19 protein-coding genes are annotated in these 19,264 nt (G+C 61.8%); 14 read left to right on the top strand and 5 right to left on the bottom strand.

Features of this window, described 5'->3' with window-relative positions:
* Positions 1-74: 74 nt before the first annotated feature.
* Entirely contained in the window at positions 75-2,114 is a 2,040-nt protein-coding gene (locus I6E73_RS01495) for a heavy metal translocating P-type ATPase (protein WP_231600502.1), read from the bottom strand.
* Positions 2,115-2,185: 71 nt separating this feature from the next.
* Here I6E73_RS01495 and I6E73_RS01490 point away from each other — a divergent pair, with 71 nt between their 5' ends.
* The 4 genes from I6E73_RS01490 (at position 2,186) to I6E73_RS01475 (ending at position 4,203) form a co-directional block, all read left to right on the top strand.
* Positions 2,186-2,488: a DUF2470 domain-containing protein gene (locus I6E73_RS01490; protein WP_197122526.1), complete on the top strand. Its 303-nt coding sequence runs from the start codon at positions 2,186-2,188 to the stop codon at positions 2,486-2,488.
* A gap of 125 nt (positions 2,489-2,613) precedes the next feature.
* Positions 2,614-3,021 carry a DUF4383 domain-containing protein gene (locus I6E73_RS01485; RefSeq protein ID WP_197122524.1) on the top strand — a complete coding sequence of 136 codons (408 nt, stop codon included), beginning with the start codon at positions 2,614-2,616 and terminating at the stop codon, positions 3,019-3,021.
* Between the two features lie 130 nt (positions 3,022-3,151).
* Positions 3,152-3,559, top strand: a complete 408-nt coding sequence (locus tag I6E73_RS01480; RefSeq protein ID WP_197122522.1) for a DUF4383 domain-containing protein — start codon at positions 3,152-3,154, stop codon at positions 3,557-3,559.
* Positions 3,560-3,603: 44 nt separating this feature from the next.
* Positions 3,604-4,203 (top strand): hypothetical protein, encoded by a 600-nt coding sequence (locus I6E73_RS01475; RefSeq protein ID WP_197122520.1) that lies wholly within the window; start codon positions 3,604-3,606, stop codon positions 4,201-4,203.
* On the opposite strand, the gene I6E73_RS01470 is transcribed toward I6E73_RS01475, so the two are convergent.
* A complete protein-coding gene (locus tag I6E73_RS01470; RefSeq protein ID WP_197125020.1) occupies positions 4,200-5,687 on the bottom strand; it encodes an MFS transporter in 1,488 nt (495 codons plus the stop codon). The two genes, I6E73_RS01475 and I6E73_RS01470, sit on opposite strands and share 4 nt — an antisense overlap.
* A gap of 136 nt (positions 5,688-5,823) precedes the next feature.
* Here I6E73_RS01470 and I6E73_RS01465 point away from each other — a divergent pair, with 136 nt between their 5' ends.
* Positions 5,824-6,471 (top strand): heme oxygenase (biliverdin-producing), encoded by a 648-nt coding sequence (locus tag I6E73_RS01465; protein ID WP_197122518.1) that lies wholly within the window; start codon positions 5,824-5,826, stop codon positions 6,469-6,471.
* Positions 6,472-6,529: 58 nt separating this feature from the next.
* Here the strand turns inward: I6E73_RS01465 and I6E73_RS01460 are convergent, their stop codons facing one another.
* Together I6E73_RS01460 and I6E73_RS01455 are read right to left on the bottom strand one after the other, a co-directional pair.
* Positions 6,530-7,543 (bottom strand): Gfo/Idh/MocA family protein, encoded by a 1,014-nt coding sequence (locus I6E73_RS01460; RefSeq protein WP_197122516.1) that lies wholly within the window; start codon positions 7,541-7,543, stop codon positions 6,530-6,532.
* Complete coding sequence (locus I6E73_RS01455; RefSeq protein WP_197122514.1) at positions 7,540-8,133, bottom strand: GNAT family N-acetyltransferase; 594 nt, start codon at positions 8,131-8,133, stop codon at positions 7,540-7,542. Before I6E73_RS01455 ends, I6E73_RS01460 begins: the two co-directional genes overlap by 4 nt.
* 209 nt (positions 8,134-8,342) lie before the next feature.
* Here I6E73_RS01455 and I6E73_RS01450 point away from each other — a divergent pair, with 209 nt between their 5' ends.
* From I6E73_RS01450 to I6E73_RS01420, 7 genes are all read left to right on the top strand, one after another.
* Complete coding sequence (locus I6E73_RS01450) at positions 8,343-9,083, top strand: GntR family transcriptional regulator (RefSeq protein ID WP_307784194.1); 741 nt, start codon at positions 8,343-8,345, stop codon at positions 9,081-9,083.
* The gene (locus tag I6E73_RS01445; RefSeq protein ID WP_197122512.1) at positions 9,083-10,006 is read left to right on the top strand and encodes an N-acetylglucosamine kinase; all 924 of its coding nucleotides are present in this window, start codon (positions 9,083-9,085) and stop codon (positions 10,004-10,006) included. The genes I6E73_RS01450 and I6E73_RS01445 overlap by 1 nt, the downstream gene beginning before the upstream one ends.
* Positions 10,003-10,761, top strand: a complete 759-nt coding sequence (locus I6E73_RS01440; RefSeq protein WP_197122510.1) for an SIS domain-containing protein — start codon at positions 10,003-10,005, stop codon at positions 10,759-10,761. The genes I6E73_RS01445 and I6E73_RS01440 overlap by 4 nt, the downstream gene beginning before the upstream one ends.
* The gene (locus I6E73_RS01435) at positions 10,758-12,170 is read left to right on the top strand and encodes a protein O-GlcNAcase (RefSeq protein WP_197122508.1); all 1,413 of its coding nucleotides are present in this window, start codon (positions 10,758-10,760) and stop codon (positions 12,168-12,170) included. The genes I6E73_RS01440 and I6E73_RS01435 overlap by 4 nt, the downstream gene beginning before the upstream one ends.
* Positions 12,171-12,172: 2 nt before the next feature.
* Positions 12,173-13,441 carry an ABC transporter substrate-binding protein gene (locus I6E73_RS01430; RefSeq protein ID WP_197122499.1) on the top strand — a complete coding sequence of 423 codons (1,269 nt, stop codon included), beginning with the start codon at positions 12,173-12,175 and terminating at the stop codon, positions 13,439-13,441.
* Positions 13,442-13,526: 85 nt separating this feature from the next.
* Positions 13,527-14,408 carry a carbohydrate ABC transporter permease gene (locus I6E73_RS01425; protein ID WP_197122489.1) on the top strand — a complete coding sequence of 294 codons (882 nt, stop codon included), beginning with the start codon at positions 13,527-13,529 and terminating at the stop codon, positions 14,406-14,408.
* Positions 14,405-15,301, top strand: coding sequence for a carbohydrate ABC transporter permease (locus I6E73_RS01420; RefSeq protein ID WP_231600500.1), 897 nt, complete (start codon positions 14,405-14,407; stop codon positions 15,299-15,301). Before I6E73_RS01425 ends, I6E73_RS01420 begins: the two co-directional genes overlap by 4 nt.
* A gap of 29 nt (positions 15,302-15,330) precedes the next feature.
* Here I6E73_RS01420 and I6E73_RS01415 read toward each other — a convergent pair whose 3' ends face one another.
* Entirely contained in the window at positions 15,331-16,629 is a 1,299-nt protein-coding gene (locus I6E73_RS01415; protein WP_197106838.1) for an ATP-dependent RecD-like DNA helicase, read from the bottom strand.
* 95 nt (positions 16,630-16,724) lie between these two features.
* On the opposite strand from I6E73_RS01415, the gene I6E73_RS01410 reads away from it, so the two are divergent.
* Together I6E73_RS01410 and thrC are read left to right on the top strand one after the other, a co-directional pair.
* Entirely contained in the window at positions 16,725-17,765 is a 1,041-nt protein-coding gene (locus tag I6E73_RS01410; protein ID WP_197122487.1) for a hypothetical protein, read from the top strand.
* Between the two features lie 51 nt (positions 17,766-17,816).
* Positions 17,817-19,250: a threonine synthase gene (thrC, locus tag I6E73_RS01405; protein WP_197122486.1), complete on the top strand. Its 1,434-nt coding sequence runs from the start codon at positions 17,817-17,819 to the stop codon at positions 19,248-19,250.
* The last annotated feature ends 14 nt before the right edge of the window (positions 19,251-19,264 follow it).

The raw sequence follows: 19,264 nt of genomic DNA, 5'->3' as shown, positions 1-19,264 counted from the left end.
TGACGCCACAGCGACGTCGACACCGAAGCGCTACCGACGCCGAAGCGCGCGCACTGTGAGAGCTCGGCCGCTGGTTAGTCCTTGCGCGCGATAACCGCCTCGGGCCGCAGGTCGAGGCGGCGCAGCAGCTGAGCGTTGGCGGCAACGACCACGGTCGAGGCCGACATCAGTAGCGCGCCCACCGAGATGGGCAGCACGAAGCCGATGGGGGCAAGCACGCCAGCAGCGAGGGGCACCGAGATGAGGTTGTAGCCGGCAGCCCACCACAGGTTTTGGCGCATCTTGCCGTAGCTGCGGCGCGAGAGTTCAATCACGGCAAGCACTGAGCGCGGGTCGTCGCTGGCGAGCACGACACCGGCGGAAGCAATCGCAACGTCTGTTCCAGCGCCGATCGCGATTCCGACATCCGCCTGGGCGAGCGCTGGCGCATCGTTCACGCCATCACCAACCATGGCAACAGTGCCGCCTGCCTTCTGCAGTTCAGCAACCTTGCTCGCTTTGTCTTCGGGATGCACGCCCGAGAACACCCGGTCGATGCCGAGTTCGGCGGCTACTGACTGAGCAACGGCATCCGCGTCGCCCGTGATCATGACCACGGTGATGCCACGATCGTGGAGTGCATCGACAGCCTGGCGGGAGTCTTCGCGCACTTCATCCGCGAGACCGATCGCACCAATCACGTGCCCGCCCGAGAGCACGTGCAGAATGATTGCGCCCTCAGCCGCCCACGTCGCGGTCACCTCGACCGCGGTTTGGTCGTGCTGGCGGAGCATGCTCGGTCCACCAACGCTGATGGTGGCTCCGTCGACGGTGGCTTCGACACCTACGCCGCTCGACGAGCTGAATTGTGAGGCTGTCGCCCGGTCGAGGTCACGATCTTTCGCTGCCGTCACAATGGCCTTGGCCAGCGGATGCTCGCTGTCGAACTCTGCGGCGGCAGCGAGCCGAATCACCTCATCGTCACTCGACTCCCCGACAGCGACCACGTGCGTGACAGCGGGCTCGCCCTTGGTGAGGGTGCCAGTCTTGTCGAACAACACAGTGTCAACCTTGCGCATGGTTTCAAGAGCGAGACGATCCTTGATGAGCACCCCGGCGCGAGCAGCACGCTCGGTAGAAATCGAGACGACAAGCGGAATCGCAAGACCCAAAGCATGCGGGCACGCGATCACAAGCACGGTGATGGTGCGCACGATCGCATCATCGGGGCTCCCCGCGAGCGTCCACACTGTAGCGGTAATCGCCGCGGCACCGAGAGCGAACCAGAACAGCCAGCCCGCCGCGGTGTCGGCGATGCGCTGCGCGGGTGACGACGAGCTTTGCGCCGTTTCGACGAGCTTCGTGATGCCCGCGAGCGCCGTGTCCTCGCCAATCGCGGTGACCTTCACCCGGATCGAGTTATCGGTCGCAACGGTTCCCGCCACGACGCGGTCGCCCACGGCCCGCTCAACCGGCTGCGACTCTCCGGTGATCATCGACTCATCCAGCTCCGCCGAACCGTCAATCACTTCGCCGTCGGCGGGTACTCGCCCGCCGGGGCGAACGATCACGACGTCTCCAACAACGAGGTCAGCCGGGTGCACCGAGACGAAGTTGTCACCCTCAACTTTCTCCGCTTCATCCGGAAGCAACGCCGCCAGAGAATCGAGAGCACTCGAAGTTTGGGCGAGCGAACGCATTTCGACCCAGTGGCCGAGCAACATGACGACGAGCAGTAGCGCGAGCTCCCACCAGAAGTCGAGCTCGTTCGCGATCAGGCCGAGAGTGGATGCCCACGAGGCGACAAACGCGACCGTGATCGCCATCGAAATCAACAGCATCATTCCCGGTTTACGGGCTTTCAGCTCAGAGAAGCCGCCCGTGAGGAATGGCTTGCCGCCCCAGACGAACATGACGGTGCCGAGCACGGGGGAGATCCACTGCACGACCATGTTCTCGGGCAGCGTGTAGCCGAGAATCTGGGCGAACATCATGCTGAACCCGGCAACTGGGATTGCCATGACCAGCATGATCCAGAACAGACGGCGGAATTGAGCGACATGATCGCTATGGCCAGAGTGGCCAGAGTGCTGCTTGTGGGAGGTCTGCGTGTCGTGCTCGGTCATTCCATCCATGGGCGCCACGCTATACCCCTCTAGGGTATGGAGCAACCCCAAACCCGGCGACTCCCAGCTACCGTAGAGCCGTGACTACTTTCAGTGAAGAAATTGTGTCCGCAGTACTCGCCCATATGAACAGCGACCACAACGATGACAACTTGCTCATTGTGCGCGCCTTCGCAGAATCCTCCGCCATTTCTGCGGCCATGGTGTCGCTCGATGGCACCGAGGGAACGTGGCAGTATTCGGATGTCGACGGCATCGAACATCACGTGACCGTGCCCTGGAGCACGGAGATTACCGAGCGCGCGGAGATCCGCCACGAGATCGTGAAGCTCTACGACGCCGCGTGTGCAAAATTGGGCGTCGAAGCTCGACCACACAGTTAGCAACTCGGCGGCATCCACTTCATCGTTTCACCCTCCCTTGCCCTAGCGAAACGGCACCGGGGAGGAGTACGAATAGGAAGCAGCACCGCGCACTCACCTAGTGTGCGCACAAGAGGGGAACCACCATGACTCGCTCGCCCAACCGTATGCTCGGGGCCATTGTCGGCGGATTCTTTGTTCTCTTTGGTCTGCTCGGCTTCACTGTCACCGGCGGAGCTGGCTTCTTCGCGACCGAGGGTGGAATGCTCGCCAGCATGTTCCAAGTGAACGGTTTCCACAACGTTATCCACCTAGTGGTTGGCGCGGCTTTGGTGCTGGCAGCGCTCTCGAACCGGGCTGCTGCGCGCGCGGTCAATTCCGGATTGGGCTTCGCCCTTCTCCTCCTCGGCTTCGCCGGGCTGCTGCTTATCGGGTCAGAATTCAACGTTCTGGCGCTCAATGCCGCCGGCAACGTTCTGCACTTTGCGGCCGCCGTCGTGCTGTTACTCGTTGGCATCGGTGCCGACAGCCGTGTGACCGGCGTGAGCGCGTAATCCTCTCCGAACGGGTGGTGCATCCTCACTCCACCCCGACTCGCTAATACGCGCTCCAAACCAGTTCGGCGACGGCTACGAATAAAAGTCAACCGCGCGAGCACTGGGTTTGCGCAGAGGAGGCACTGTAATGACTAAATCACCTAACCGCCTGTTGGCAACAGTTTTCGGCGCGGTCTACATTCTCGTCGGACTGCTCGGCTTCACCGTCACGAACGGTGTCGGATTCTTCGCCACTGAGGGTGGACTGCTGCTGGGCCTGTTCGAAGTGAACATCTTCCACAACGTGGCTCACCTTCTCATTGGTGCTGCCCTGCTGCTGGCCGGCCTCTCCAACGTGAAGGCAGCCCGAACCGTGAACTCCGTAATCGGTTTTGCTTATCTGGCGCTCGGCTTCCTCGGTCTCTTCCTCGTAGGTTCAGCGCTGAACATTTTGGCCCTAAACGCTGCTGACAACGTGCTGCACTTTGCCAGCGCTGCCGTCTTGCTCGCTGTTGGCCTCGGTGCCGACAAGCGCGCAGCAGGCGTCACCGCATAACTCGCACCACTAGTCCCAGATCACGCACCGAGAGGAGAACCGTCATGTCCGCAATTACCCGAACTTGGATCGCTTTTGCCGCAGTAGGCACCGGCCTAATCCATGTTGCACTCGTGATCGGTTCCCCTCTCGCGCTGGGCATCCCTCTCGCCATTCTTGGTGTCGTCGAGTTCGGGTGGGGCATTCTGGCCTTCACCCGCGACACACTGCCGTTTGCTCGCATCGCCATGGTCGTAGCGGTAGCGCCACTTGTCACCTGGGGGCTGCTGCTTACCGCAGCATCCGTCTTCCAGAATCCGGCGCTCGGTGCGTCCTTGGATGTCGTGCCGTGGGGAATCGCTGCCCTGTTCCAACTTTTTGTGGCGGGCACCCTAGCGCTCCACTCTCGTCGAACTCGTGAAGGCACGAACGCCACTGCGTCAGCACCCAGTGCTGGACGCTACCTCATCGCTCTCACTGTTGGCGCCCTGGCAGTCGCTGCCCTGACGACCCCTGCTCTTGCTGCCACGGAGGCTGGAATCTATGCCCAGCCCCATGGCGAACACGATGGCTCATTCACTCCGCAGCGCGATGTTCCCACTGACGAGGGCACTGACGAAGGCGTTGACGACATGTTCAACCTTCCCAACCACGAAGGTCACTAGCTCCGCACTGACCTCAAGGTCACCAGAGTGATTGTGATAGCAACGGCCATGAGGCCGACGGCAACCCACGATGTGGCCACTACGCCTGAATCGAAGGCGTGACGCGCTGACTCCAACAGTTCTTCGCCAAGCCCTCCGGGAAGAGTGGACGCAACTTCTACGGCACCACCCAACGTTTCACGTGCTGCGGTCGCATCCACAGCACTCAGACCCTGGGGAATGTCGATCGTCGAACGGTACGACGCGGTCAAAATGCTGCCTAATACCGCGGTTCCCAGCACTGCGCCAAGTTCATAGGCGGTCTCTGAGACTCCGGATGCCGCCCCCGCTTTGTCTGGCGTCACGCTCGAAATGATGAGGTCGTTCGACAGGGTCTCGGCCGAACCGATTCCGGCACCGAGAACACAGAACGCCACGATGTAGCTCTGCACCGTGGCATCGCTACCGGTCAGAGCGATGGAGCCGTACGCAAGCAGCGACAGCGTGAGGCCGCCCGCCATCAGATAGCCCGGCCGCACGAAACGCACAAGCGGCACCACCACGAGCCCCGCCACAATGATCACGAGAATGCCGGGCGTCAGCGCGAGAGCAGCGTCGAACGGGCTCAATCCCTCCACCAGCTGAAGGTGCTGGGTGAGGAAGAAAAGCAGACCGAGCAACGAGAAGACGCTCACGAGGTTCACGAGCACGGCACCGCTGAAGGAGGGCACGCGAAAGAGTTGCATATCGAGCATGGGGTTGGCCTGCCCCAGCAGCCGGCGCACAAAAAGAACGCCAGACAGCGCCGCAATTGCTAACAGGGCAATGGGCAGCACTCCCACGCCCTCAGTTGCGAGTTCTTTGATCGCGTACACCGCCGGGCCGAGCGTGAGAATCGACAAAAGGATGCTGCCCAGGTCAAACGGCCCGGGGGTCGGATCCTTCGATTCGGGAATCAAAACGGGCGCGAAGATCAGCAGCGGCAGCAGGAACGGCACGGCGACGAGAAACACCGATCCCCACCAGAAGTTCTCCAGCAGCACTCCCCCGACGAGTGGCCCGATGGCAGAACCCGCCGAGAACCCGGCGGCCCAAATCGCGATCGCGAGGCGCCGCTGACGGCGATCCACAAACAGCGAGCGCAGCAACGACAACGTCGAGGGCATCAGCATCGCGCCGAAGACGCCCAGCAGAATGCGAGCGAGAACAAGCGACGTGGCGTCGGGCGCGAAGGCCGCGAGCACCGAAACGATGCCGAACCCCGAAGCGCCGACGAGCAGCAGCCGACGGCGGCCAAAGCGATCGCCAAGGTTGCCCATCCCCACCAACAGTGCGGCCAGCACCAGCGGATAGACGTCAACAATCCAGAGTTGCACAACCGCACTCGGGCGTAGATCGCGGGCAATGCTCGGCAGGGCAAAGCTCAGTACGGTGTTGTCGATCGACACCAACAGAGTCGGCAGCATCAGCACCCCCAGCGCCAACCACTGCTTAGTCGTTGCCATCACCCGGGGTTGTTCAGTTGCACTCACGTGCTCACGATACAGTCCCGCCGAATACCCAACTTTCGGATGATGTTTCGCCCAATTCGCCTTCGCTAGAGTGAGGGTCACCTAACCCCGCTTTTGCTAGGAGACCCCCGTGGCAGTAATTCCGTTCTCGCAGGCTCTTCGTGAGCGCACGTGGTCGAGCCACGGAGACAGCGAAGGCGCTGACTTCATGAAAGACCTCATGACGGGAAAGGGAACCCGCGAGGACTACATCGCGTTGGTGGCCCAGCACTACTTCATCTACGAAGCCATTGAAGCCGCTGCTGACCATTTCGCCAGCAACCCAGTTGCCGCGCCTTTCATCACCTCGCAGCTCACGCGCCTGCCCGCGATCGAAGCGGACCTCGAGTTTCTGATCGGCGCCGACTGGCGCGACCAGATCGCTCCCCTCCCCACCGCCGCCGCCTATGCGGCCCGCGTGCGCGAGATCGCAGCCCAGGACTGGGCTGGCGGATTCATCGCGCACCACTACACGCGCTACCTCGGCGACCTCTCTGGTGGCCAAGTCATCCGCACGCTCATGCAGCGCCAGTTCGGGTTCGAAACCAACGGTGTCGGCTTCTACCTCTTCGACCAGATTGCCAAGCCCAAAGAGTTCAAAATCACGTATCGCGACCAGCTCGATGCTGTCGAGTGGGATGACGCCGAGCGTGACCGCGTCATTAACGAAGTACTCGCCGCCTACAAGTTCAACACGGACTTATTCATCGACCTGTCGCGCGCAAAAGCGGCCGCCTAGCCCCGCCGCGCGGGCCGTGTCGCCGAACCGGCATGGTCCGCTTGGGGTTTTCAGCCCGCTAGCCCGCCTCGATCTGGGCGCGCATCGTGTCGAGCGTCTCCAGAATCTCTAGTGAGACATCCAGCGGATGCTCGGGAGCTTCGGTGCGCCCATCCGCAATGTGCTGGGCAATCGCCGTCGTCTGAAACGACAGCCCCTCGCGGCCGCGGAGTCCGGTGCCGTCGGTGAACTCGGTGCGCTCGTCGTCGCGCACCACCGCAAACCCGTTCGGCGCATAAAACGGTGTGCGCACCTCAACGCGAGCACGGGTGCCGTTGATGCGGGCCTCCGTGGGGGTGTCGGCCTGCATGGTCGTGTGCAACACAGCTTGGGCACCGGTGGCGTGGTCGAGAATCATGGCCGCCTGCCCGTCAACGCCCGTGTCGAGCATCCGCCCCCGAGCGAACGCCGAGGTGGAGGCGCCGAGAGCGAAGCGAGAAAACCAGACCGGATAGATGCCGATGTCGCGCAGCGAGCCACCACCCATAGTCGGGTCAAACACGGGCTGGCCGGCGGGGGCGCCAAAGTTAGCCCCAAAGTCGGCGGTGACAACCTTCAGATCGCCGAGCTCCCCTCCGGCGAGGAGCTGCGCGATAATCGTGGTCTGCGGCAAGAAGCGCGTCCACATGGCTTCCATGGCGAACACTCCAGCAGCACGGGCGGCATCCACAATCACGCGAGCATCAGCGGCATCGATACCGAGCGGCTTCTCGATGAGCACGTGCTTGCCTGCCGAAATGGCGAGCAATGCCAGCGGCCGGTGAAAAACGTTCGGCGCGGCAACGTAGATGATGTCGACCTCGGGGTCGGCCACCAGTTGGTCATAGCTGCCATAGCTGCGCTCGATGCCGTGCTTCCTGGCGAACTCTGCGGCACGATCAGCAGAGCGCGACGCGACAGCCACCACTCGCTGATCGGTGTTGGCATGCATGGCGGCAACCCAGTCGGTGGCAATCCCACCCGGGGCAAGAACGCCCCAGCGCAACGTTGGTCCACCGCGAAGCGGGGTTGCAGTCGGTTCAGGCAGAATCACGAGAGTTCCATTCCCATATAAATCGAGTCGGCGCCCCGAGCAAGTTCTGTGAAACCAAGGTGGCGGTAGAACGCGATGGCATTGTGGTTATCTTCGCCCACATCCAGATGGATGCCGCTAACACCGCGAGCGCGCAGCGCCTCGAACAGCGTCTCGAGCATCGTTCGCCCCAGGCCCTGCCCCTGCGCGCGCGGCAGAAGATCGATGTGCAGGTGCGCTGGATAGTCGGCCACGACAGCCGCGGGCGCCTCCACCGGAGAGTGAAGGTGCGAGATGAGTTCATCGTCGAGCGAATCGCCCACCGTCGCCGGGTACTGGGTGCGCAATACCGGCCACCACTCACGTTCTTGCCACGCCTCAAACTGGCGTGTGTCTGCCGCGCCAAGAACGTAGCCGGCGACTCCGAGTTCATCCACGATCACGAACGCGAGATCGGGCGCACCGACCACATACGGGCCGACGTAGATGTGGCCGAGGAGGTCGGGATTCTCGTAGAGAGCGCTCCCATCAGCCCCGGCATCCGCTGTCTGAAGACAGACTCGGTAGGTGCCGGGGAGGTCATAGAGACCCGCAGGCCGAATGTGTCTCATGGATTCACCATATCGCCCGCGTCAACTGGTCTAGTTCCGAGGTCTCACGTTGGCAACGGAGTGGTCTAGACCAGGCAGCGTTGACCCCGAACTTGCGGGCAATAATCGCTGATTTGCTTGTATGTTTCAAGTATATTTCGGACAAATGTACCCCGGAGTGGTCTAATTGACTCTTTACCGCGGTAGCAAAAATGGGCTCTAATGAGAGCGTGACCGTTGTCGAGGAAACCACCAGACACACCCTGAGAGCACGCTTGCGAGAACTCGTAGCGTCGACAGAGGTGGGCAAGAGCCTGCCAAGCGAACGCGATCTCAGTGCCCGCTGGGGTGTCGCACGCATGACCATTCGTCGCGCCGTCGACGCTCTCGTCGCCGAAGGCCTCGTCGAGCGACGCCATGGTTCCGGCACCTACGTGACCCCGCAGCCCTTCGTGCGCTTGCTCGGTCTCACCTCGTTCTCCCAAGATATGCGCGACCGCGGCCTTGAACCGGGCGCCCGCCTTCTTGCTTACCGGGTGGCCCCAGCGGATGCCGCGATCTCCACTCAATTGCACATCTCTGCCGGTGATCCTGTCGTCAGCTTCACGCGCCTGCGTTTGGGCAGTGGCGAAGCGATGGCAGTTGAGACCGTCTGGATTCCCCAAGCCCTCGTTCCCGGCATCAACGGCAGCGACCTCGGTGGGTCCCTCTACGAACTCCTCAGCAGCCGTTACCGCATCTCCCCCGGTGCCGCCAATGTGTCGATCGAGCCTGTGTTGCCCGACGAGCGCGTGCGCGAGCTTCTCACGATCTCCGAGAATCAGGCTTGCCTGCGCATCCGGATGGTCGACTCTGATGCCCGCGGAAACATCATCATGATCGCCAATTGCTTCTATCGCGGCGACAAGTACCAGCTCACAGCTCAGGTCTCAGGCGGCGCGTTCTCGGCCGAGCAATCCCGGAACAGCTAATGCTTCGGGTTCTCGCTGTCGATGGCGGCCAATCCGGAATCCGCCTCAAAAGCAGTGCGCAGCCCGGCACCGTTGAAGTCGATGGGGTGAGCCGCCTTGAGGGCGACACCATGCGCACGGTTGCGGCCGCAGTGGCGAGCGCCTGGGCACACGGCAAGTTCGAGCCCGTTGATCGGGTCGTGATGGGTCTCACTACGTCCCCTGCGGATGCCGCCTCCTCCACGCGTCTCGCAGAACTTGTCGCAGCAACCACGGGAGCCAGCGAGGTGTGGATCGCGGATGACACCGTCACCTCCCACGCCGGAGCACTCTCCATCGAATCTGGCGTCTCGCTCATCACCGGCACTGGCGTTGCCTGTCTCGCTCTGCGCCCCACGGGAGAATCCCACGCGGTTGACGGCGATGGCTATCTTCTGGGGGATGCCGGTGGCGGGTTCTGGATCGGCAGTCGCGGTATTTCTGCGGTGCTCAAGGAACTCGACGGCCGCGGACCGCGCACCACCCTGACGGCGCGAGCAGCAGAACACTTCGATGGCCTCACGAATATCGCCGCACGCCTCCATAGCGCCCACCGCCCGGTCAACCGCATTGCCCAGTTCGCCCGTGGCGTGCTCGCTTCAGCCGCTGAGGGGGATGCCGCCGCCGACGCCATTGTGATCGAAGCGGCTTACGAGCTCTTCCTTACCGCTCGTGTCGGAGTTCGGTGGGTGGGCGACGATGCTCCGCTGGCTCTTGGCGGCAAACTGTTGGGACCGAACACTCTCCTCTTCGCCCGCCTTGTAGAACATCTCGCCAGTGAAGGCATGTCATTCCGCCCGGCGGATGCGTCCGCTCTCGAAGGTGCGCTGCTGCTGGGCACTGGCGACACCGACAATCTCTATCGCGATCTCATCCACGTGTGGAAAAAAGGAACACCCGCATGACTCTCACGAGCCCCTCGACTCTCGATGTGCAGTCACCCGCTGCGCGCTACTTGGCGCGCGCGACGCACCTCATCGAGCGACTGACCACTGATGAAGCTCCCAACATTATGGCGGCATCCCGCCTCGTTGCCGACGTGCTTATCAACCACCGCACGGTTCACATCTTTGGCACCGGGCACTCCCACATGCTCGCTGAAGAGCTCTACTACCGCGCCGGCGGCCTCGTCAACGTTCAGCCGCTGCTCTTCGAAGGCCTCATGTTGCACACGAGTGCCCCGCTCAGCACCTCCCTCGAACGACTGCCCGGGCTCGCCTCGGCACTGCTGCGCGATCACCCCATCGCCTCGAATGACGTGCTGATCGTGGCATCAAACTCCGGCAGCAACGCCGTCACGTCTGAACTCGTGCAGCAGGTGATGGCCAATGGCACCCCCGTCATTGCCCTCACAAGCCTGACGCACGCCACCTCCCCCGAGGCCCGAGCGACAACGATGCCGCGACTGCACGAACTCGCCACCGTCGTGATCGATAACGGTGGCGCCGTCGGCGACGCGGCCGTTGACATCGCCGGGTTGAGCAGCCGAGTGTCTGCCACCTCTACTGTGGTGGGAGCGGCCATTCTCAATGCCGTCATGGCTGAAGCTATCCAGCTCTCTGTTGATGCCGGAGTCACTCCCGATATTTACGAGAGCAGCAACACCACCAGCGGCGATGCCAGCAACCTCAAATTCACCACCCCGATAACCACACCATGACGCCACACTCCCGAGCCAGCTTCGACTCCTCAGCTTTCGCCATTCGCGGCGTCATCGAGGGGTTCTACGGCGCGCCCTGGAGCCACGAACAACGCCTCGACCTCATCGGCTTCCTCAGCAACCGCGGCATGAACACCTTTGTGTACTCGCCCAAAGATGACCCGCTCGTTCGTCACGAATGGCGCACCCCCTACGCTGGCGCCGAGCTCGCGCGCCTGGCCGAACTCATCACGCGCTGTGACGACAACGACATGACCTTCATGTATTGCCTCTCCCCCGGGCTCACCATGAAGTACTCAAGCAGCGACGACATCGAGATGCTGCTCGCCAAGTTCAGCGCCGTGCGCGAATTGGGCGTCACCAGCTTTGGACTGCTTCTGGATGACATCCCGGTCCGGCTGCAGCATCCGTCCGACGTGGCAGCATTCCCCGATCTCGTTACCGCCCACCGATCGCTCATCGGGAATGTCTTTTCGCAGTTCGACGCCGACACCCGCCTCACGGTGTGCCCCACGCAGTATTGGGGCTACGGCGACGAGGACTACATCACCCGCCTCGGGCGCGGCATTGATCCGCGCATCGACCTCTTCTGGACCGGCCGCGCCATTTGCTCCGCTACCCTCGACCTTGCCGACGCTGCCGTCTTCGCCCGGGCAACCGGCCGCCCCGCTACCTACTGGGATAACTACCCGGTGAACGATGTGGCGATGGCCCACGAGCTCCACATCGGCCCCTACCAAGGTCGCGATCCGCACTTGCACCGCTTCTCCACGGGCATCATTGCCAACGGCATGGAACTCTTCGAATCATCCAAGATTCCCTTCGCCACCGTCGCCGACTACCTGCGCGACCCCGAAAACTACGATCCAGAGACCAGTTGGAAGCAAGCACTGCTGGATGTCGTTGGTCCAGACAACCTCGACGACTTCAGCCTGTTTGCTGACACGGTTCGTTCCTCATGCCTCTCGGCCGACGACGCGCCGGTACTGGGCGAGGCCCTCGAACGCTTCACTTTTGAGTCGGAGTACGGTGATGCCGCGACTGCTGCCGCCGACCTGCTCGTGGTTGCCCACACCATGCTCGGTGCCGCAAACCGGTTGCTCGACGGCCCCGTGGCAAACCCGCAACTCATTGCGGAAGTGCGGCCGTGGCTTGAATCGTTCCGAGTGGGCGCGCGTGCGCTCGTGGAGATCGCAGAGCTCGCCGCCGCCGGTCGCCTCGCCACCGCTGGCCCCAACCGGCTTCTCCCCTATCTCGATACCCTTCGCGCAGCCCACCGTCGCGTGTTCGGCGACCTGCTCGATATGACTTTGGCAGAACTCGTTTCTGCCGGGGGCTCACCACCCGCAACACCTGCATCACCCCGCACTGCATCGCCCGACACTGCATCACCTACAGCAAAGGAATGATCATGCCCGTCACGAGAAAGAAGTCTCTCGCTGCTGTCGCTGCCCTCAGCGCCACAGCACTGATCCTTGCCGGTTGTTCAGCCGACGGCGGAAGCTCCGACGACAACGTGCTCCGCATTGCCATGGGTTCTCCCGGAGAAGCTCAGATCCGCGTCTGGGATGACGTAGCGGCACAGTACGAAGCCGCCAACCCCGACGTCACCGTCGAGATGAACTACCAAGACGACGATCTGTACCAAACCATCGGGCTCCCCAACCTGCTCAACGGCCGCAACGCTCCAGACATCTACTTTGAATGGGCGGGAGCGCGACTGGAACAGCGTGCCGCTGATGGGTTTGCTGCCGACCTCACGGAAGCCGTGACATCCGGCCCCATTGCTGGTCTCTTCGATGACGAAGTCTTCACCTCGCTCACCGTCGATGGTGCCGTGGTGATGGTGCCTCATTCCGCTGACGTCACCAACGTGCTCTGGTTCAACGAAGATATTTTCGCGGATGCCGGGCTCACGCCTCCCACGACGTGGGATGAACTGCTCGCCACCTGCGACGCGCTCGACGCCGAGGGAATCATCCCGATCGCCTCCGGCAACAAGGACCTGTGGGCTGCTGGCAACTGGCTCGCCCACCTGACCTCGCGTGTTGTCGGAGAAGAGGCCTACAGCGCAGCGCTCTCGGGCGACGCCGACTTCAACACTCCCGAGTGGATCGAAGCCTTCGGTTACGTCGAAGAGCTCGCTGACCACAACTGCGTCAACGAAAGCGTCAACGCGGTTGATGACAACGAGGGTGCTCAGCTCTTCTTCCAGGGCAAGGCCGCCATGCACGCGATTGGTTCGTGGCTCGTGAGCTGGGCGATCGATGAGGCACCCGACCTCAACTTCGACTACGTGAACCTGCCAGCCATGCCGGGTGAAGGCAACCAGGAGAGCGTCATCGGTGTTGTCACCGGGTACGTCGTCAACGCCAAGAGCACCAAACAGGATGAGGCCGCCGAGTTCTTGGCCCTGCTCAACAACGACGAGAACGTTCAACAGTTCATTGGTGCCGAGCTCACTCCGATGACCCTGTCGGCTGCGTCGGGCGAAGACATTGATTCGCGCACCGCGTCACTCACGGCTCTGCTCGAGACCGCTCCGGCGATCGTGCTGCCGCCCGACAACGGCTATGACCTCGAGACCGCGAACGCTCTCTACGCCGCACTGGCAGAGGTTCTGGGCGGTCAGAAGTCCCCCGCGGATGCCGCTGCCGGTATCGATCAAAAGCTTGGCTAACCATCTCCCCTATTAGTTAGCCAACCGTGCTGGTCGTCCATCACCCGAAGGTGGACGACCAGCACTCCCTCGAAGGAACCACCGTATGAAGCCGAACCGCACGGTAACCCCGTACCTGTTCTTGGTGCCCGCAATGGGCGTCTTCGGCTTCGCCGTGTTGTTCCCCGTCATCATGACGTTTGCCTACAGTTTCACGGAGTGGAACGGCTATGGCGCCATGGTTTTTGTCGGCATCGACAACTACGTCAAGGCTGCGCAAGACGTCTTGTTCCGTGATTCCTTTGTGCACGTGCTCATCTACATCGCGATCACGATCGTGCTTGAGGTTGTTGTCGGTTTGGTGCTCGCCGGGCTCGTCAGCGTGCGCCGCCGCGGTTCTCTCTGGTTCCGCGTCGCGATCTTCACCCCCGTGATGCTCCCCATGGTCGTCGTGGCAGTCCTGTGGGCGTTCGTCTACAACAACGACTTCGGTCTGCTCAATGCCGCCCTACAATCCTTGGGTCTTGAGGACCTCCAGCGGGTGTGGCTTGGTGACACCTCCACTGCGTTGATCGCCGTGAGTGTCGTCTCCGGTTGGGTATATGCCGGTTTCTACATGACTATCTTTTACGCTGCGTTCAATCAGGTGCCCACCGAGGTCATTGAGGCCGCTCGCCTAGACGGCGCTGGCGAATGGCAACTATTCCGCAGCATCAAGGTCCCGATGATCCGCAATGCGATCACGGTCGCGCTGTTGCTGTGCATTACAGGCGGTTTCCAAGGCTTTGATCTCTTCTACGTCATGACGAACGGTGGGCCGTACGGTGCCACCGAGATCCCCACCACCTATCTCGTGAAGTCTGTATTCACTTTCCAGAATGTTGGTTACGGATCAGCCATGGCTGTCGTGCTCACCGTCGTCGTTGTGGGGCTTGGCCTGATCTTCACGAGAGTCAACCGCGAGAAGCCTGAGGAGGTGCGCTCATGAGTATCGACTCTCGCAAGAAGTCATCCGGATTAGCCCGCACGCACACCGCGAAGCATCACGCTGGCTGGCGCGCTCCCCTTCGGATCGCCGACGTGCTCTTCACCGCAGCGCTCATCGTCATCGCTGTCGTGTTCTTCTTTCCGATGCTCTGGATGGTGTTCTCCAGCTTCAAATCGAACTCCGCTATCTTTGCGACGCCCTTCGCCCTCCCGACCGAGATCGACTTCGGCCGCTGGGTCGAAGCGTTCGAGGTTGGCCACATCGGGCAATACGCGCTCAACAGCGTGATCGTCACCGGAGCTTCGGTGCTCGCCATCCTTCTGCTGGGCGCTGCCGCAGCTTTTTCCTTCAGTCGTTATCGCTTCCGCGGCCGTAACCTGTTTATGGGGTTACTGGCGCTCGGCTTGCTGCTTCCGCTGCAGTCGTACTTCATCGCGCAGTCCACGATGTTCACTCAGCTGGCCATCACCGACACCCGTTGGGCCTTGATCATTCCGTATACCGCGATGGGCCTGCCGCTCGCGGTCTACCTGCTCAAGGTCTATCTGGACGCCGTGCCCGACGAACTCTTCGAGGCCGCCCGCATCGATGGCGCAAGCGACCTTCGCATCTTCGGCTCGATCGCGCTGCCCCTGCTGCGCCCCGGGCTCGCGACCGTCGCAATCTTCTCCGCGCTCTCGAGCTGGAACGAATTCTTGCTCGCCCTGCTCTACATTCAGGATGATGCGCTCAAGACAATCCCGACCGGATTGCTTGCATTCTCGAGCCGGTATGTAACCGACTACGGCTTGCTGTTCTCAGCGCTCTCGATCGTGACGCTGCCGATGATCGTGATCTATATCGTCTTCAACAAGCAGATCGTCGAAGGCATCACGGCCGGCAGCGTGAAGTAGCTCAAGCAGCTCACGCGAGCCCGGGGGAGTCAGGCCTGAATAGCCGGGATGGGCTGGGCCCGGGACATGAACCGCACGACGTTCTCGTCGACGATGATGTCGCTCGGGCGAAGCGGCCGAGTCAGGTACAGCCCTTCCAGCCTGCTGATGCGGCTGAGGGCAACATAGGTCTGGCCGGGAGCGAAGGAGCGTGGCCCGAGATCCACTATCGCGCTGTCGTAGGTCTTGCCCTGTGATTTGTGAATCGTGACCGCCCAGGCGAGCCGCAGCGGAAACTGCGTGAACTCGGCAACGACATCTTTGCGAAGCGCTTTCGTGCGCGCCGAGTAGGAGTATTTGAACTTCTCCCAGGCGACGGGCTTCACTTCGTAATCGCGCCCGTCGATCTCGACCCAAACGGTGTCAGCGATCTTAACGACAGTGCCGACGCTGCCATTGACCCAGCGTTGCGTTCCACCCTCTTGAGTGTCGTTGCGCAAGAACATCACTTGCGCGCCCACCTTGAGCTCAAGGGATTCATCGGCGGGGTAGGCGCGACCGCCGAACTCTCCCGAAATCTCGGCCTTCGCTGTCAGTACCCGACCGGGGAGTCGCGCGAGCGCTGTCGCGTTGATGCGCGTGACGGTGCTGTTCGTGGTCGCAAGGGTAATCGTGCCGTCGTTGGGTGCGGGGCGCGCGCCCACCGCGTTGAGGCGGCCTGCGATTTCAGCGGTGACGCCGTTGTGGCGCACAGCATTGAGCATGTATTTGAACTCATCCTCATGCTGGCGATGGATGCTCGTGAGTTCGTAAATCGTCAGGTCGGTCTGTTGCCACACGAGAGCGTCGAAGAACCAAATCGACTCGTAGCGGTCTTCGAAGTAGGCCCGCTCATCCGGGTCGCCCGGAACCGGGGCCAGTTGATACGGATCACCGAACAACACCACCTGCACCCCGCCGAAGGGCTCCTTCTTGCGCTGACGAGCCTGGCGCAGGCTGCGGTCGATCGCATCGAGAAGGTCGGCGTTGACCATCGACACCTCATCAATCACGAGGGTTTCGATGGTGTTGAGCAGCTTGCGGAGTTGATCAGTCTGTTCGAGCTCGTGGTCGGCGATTACCCCGATAGGCAGTCGGAACAGCGAATGGATGGTCTGTCCGCCCACATTAAGCGCCGCAACACCGGTCGGAGCACAGATCACAATCTGCTTCGACGTGTTGTGCGCGAGGTGGTTGAGCAGAGTGGATTTACCGGTGCCGGCTCGCCCCGTGACGAAGAGGTTCTCCCGCGTCGTCTCGATGGCAGCAAAAACGGCTGCTTGCTCGGGCGACAGGGTAATTTCGGACACCCAATCACCCTAATGCCGCGCCTTGCCGGTCACGTGCCCGCGCGCCACAATCTGTGGTTCATCTCCGGCACGCCTCAGCGGTTTAGGATGTGTGAATGCGTCGCGAGCTTGTTACCTGGTCAATCGTGTTTGGGCTGATCGTTGTCGCCTTCATCACGACTGTCCTCATTGTGAACGCAACCCTGTTCAGCGCGAGCGGCTTTGTGCGCAGTTATCTTGGCGCCCTCGCTCGCCACGACATGGCATCCGCTCTGCAGATTGCTGACATCGAACTGGCCGAAGACCATGGGGCTTCGTCCGACGATGGCTCGGGCGCGACGCCCATTGACACGACCGGCGCTGGTTCGATGCTGCTTGCGGGCTCGCACGATCTGTTGCGGCCCTCAGCACTCAGCACGATTGAGGATGTTGCGCTGGTCTCGCGGGAGATCAACGACGACGGTTCCGAAACCGTCACCTTCGTGTTCGAACTCGATGGCGAGACTTCTCACACCACGTTCACGGTGGAACGCGACGGCACCCGTTTCGGTGTGTTCGCCGATTGGAAGTTCGTCACCGCGCCCCTCACGATCGTGCGCCTCACCGTCTCGAACACTCAAGAGTTCACCGCCAACGGCTCCGAATTTGTCACGCCCGCCCAAGACACTCCTGCGCCCTACGTAGTGTTGGCGCCCAGCAGTTTCGAGCTCAGCCATTCATCCACGTTCCTCACCGCCGAGCCAATCGTCGTGGCTGCCACCGACCCCGGCGGCACTATCCGGGCGCGGCTTGATGCCGTCGCAAACCAGACCATGATTTCCCAGGTGCAACGCGAGGTGAACGACTACCTCGATGAGTGCGCCACCCAGGTTGTGCTGCTGCCGACCGGCTGTCCATTTGGCCAGCCCATGGCCAACCGCATCGTCACTACTCCGGAGTGGAGTCTGGCGAGCTACCCCGAGGTTTCGCTCGTGCCCGGTGCAGAGACGGGAAGCTGGCTCATGCCGGAGACGGATGCCGCAGCGCACCTCAAGGTCGATGTCCGCTCCATTTTCGATGGCTCTGTTTCCAGCTTCGATGAAGACGTTGATTTCACCGCGAGTTACCTCGTTACCTTCTTGCCGGACGACCAGTTGCTCATCACACCGCAGTACTAGTCTTCCCCAGCCGATAAACTGATGCCTCAGCGTCACGAAAGGTAGGACCGATTGCAGTACACCTCTACGCGAGGCCACGCCCTCGGCTCGTACACCGATGTCATCCTCGAAGGACTCGCGAGCGACGGTGGGCTGGCGGTCCCCGGGCCACTCCCGCAGGTCGATTCAGCCCTGCTCGAGTCGTGGCGCGATCTGAACTTTGCCGAACTCGCGACGGCGGTCATCTCACTGTTCGCTAACGACATTTCAGAAGACGACCTCGCGCGCATTTGCCGCGCAGCGTACGACCCGGCCAAGTTTTCTACGAGTGAGATTGTTCCCGTCAGCGATCTCGGCAACGGTCTTACGCTTGTCGGTTTGTCCGAAGGCCCGACGCTTGCCTTCAAAGACATCGCCATGCAGTTTCTTGGCGAAGCACTGGATTTCGCTCTCGCGAAATCTGACGGCGTGCTCAACATTCTGGGCGCCACCTCCGGTGACACCGGTTCAGCCGCCGAGTACGCGATCCGCGGCAGGGAACGACTCAGCGCCTTCATGCTGTCGCCCCGCGGCCGCATGAGTGAGTTTCAGCGGGCGCAGATGTATTCGCTGCAGGAGCCGAACATCCACAACCTCGTGGTCGACGGTGTTTTTGACGATTGCCAAGAGCTCGTCAAAGAACTCTCGAGTGATGCGGCCTTCAAGCAGGCGCACAATTTGGGCGCGATGAACTCCATCAACTTTGGGCGAATCTCGGCACAGATCGTCTACTACTTCTGGTCGTGGCTGCGCGTGACCGATGCCGTCGACGTGCACGACCGGGCAGACTTTGAGGTCTCTTTTTCGGTACCGTCCGGCAATTTCGGCAACGTACTTTCGGGTCACTACGCGCGAACGATGGGTCTGCCCATTCGAAAGCTCGTCGTAGCGACAAACGAGAACAATGTCCTCGACGAGTTCTTCAGGACGGGTATCTACCGCCCTCGTAACGCAGCAAATACGCTCGCCACCTCGAGCCCGTCCATGGACGTCTCTAAAGCATCCAACCTCGAGCGTTTTCTCTTCGACCTTCTCGGCAGCGATGCGGAACGCCTCCGTGGCCTCTGGCAGCAACTCAGCAACGACGGTTTCGTAGACCTCACGTCAGAGCAGCCACGCTTCCTGGAAGAGTTCGGAATCGTCAGCGGCACGAGCACCCACCAGGATCGCGTCAACACCATCCGGTCAGTCTTCGAGAGCACCCAGGTGCTTCTCGATCCGCACACCGCCGACGGTGTCACTGTCGCCCATGCCCACATCGAGCCCGGTGTTCCGATGCTGGTCTTGGAAACGGCAAAGCCGGCCAAGTTCCCCGACGTTATCGCCGAAGCGCTCGGCCGCATTCCCGCCACCGACGAGGCCTACCGCGAGATGCTCGACCTTCCGCAGCACCAGATCGATATGCCCGCGGATCCGAACGAATTGCGCGCCTACATAGCGGAACACGCACTCCACTCGCGCTCCTAGCCGGGCAGGCTTAG

Origin of the sequence: Salinibacterium sp. SWN248, assembly GCF_015864575.1 — a bacterium.
GTDB lineage: Bacteria > Actinomycetota > Actinomycetes > Actinomycetales > Microbacteriaceae > Rhodoglobus.
This window is presented reverse-complemented; position numbering and strand designations above follow the sequence as displayed.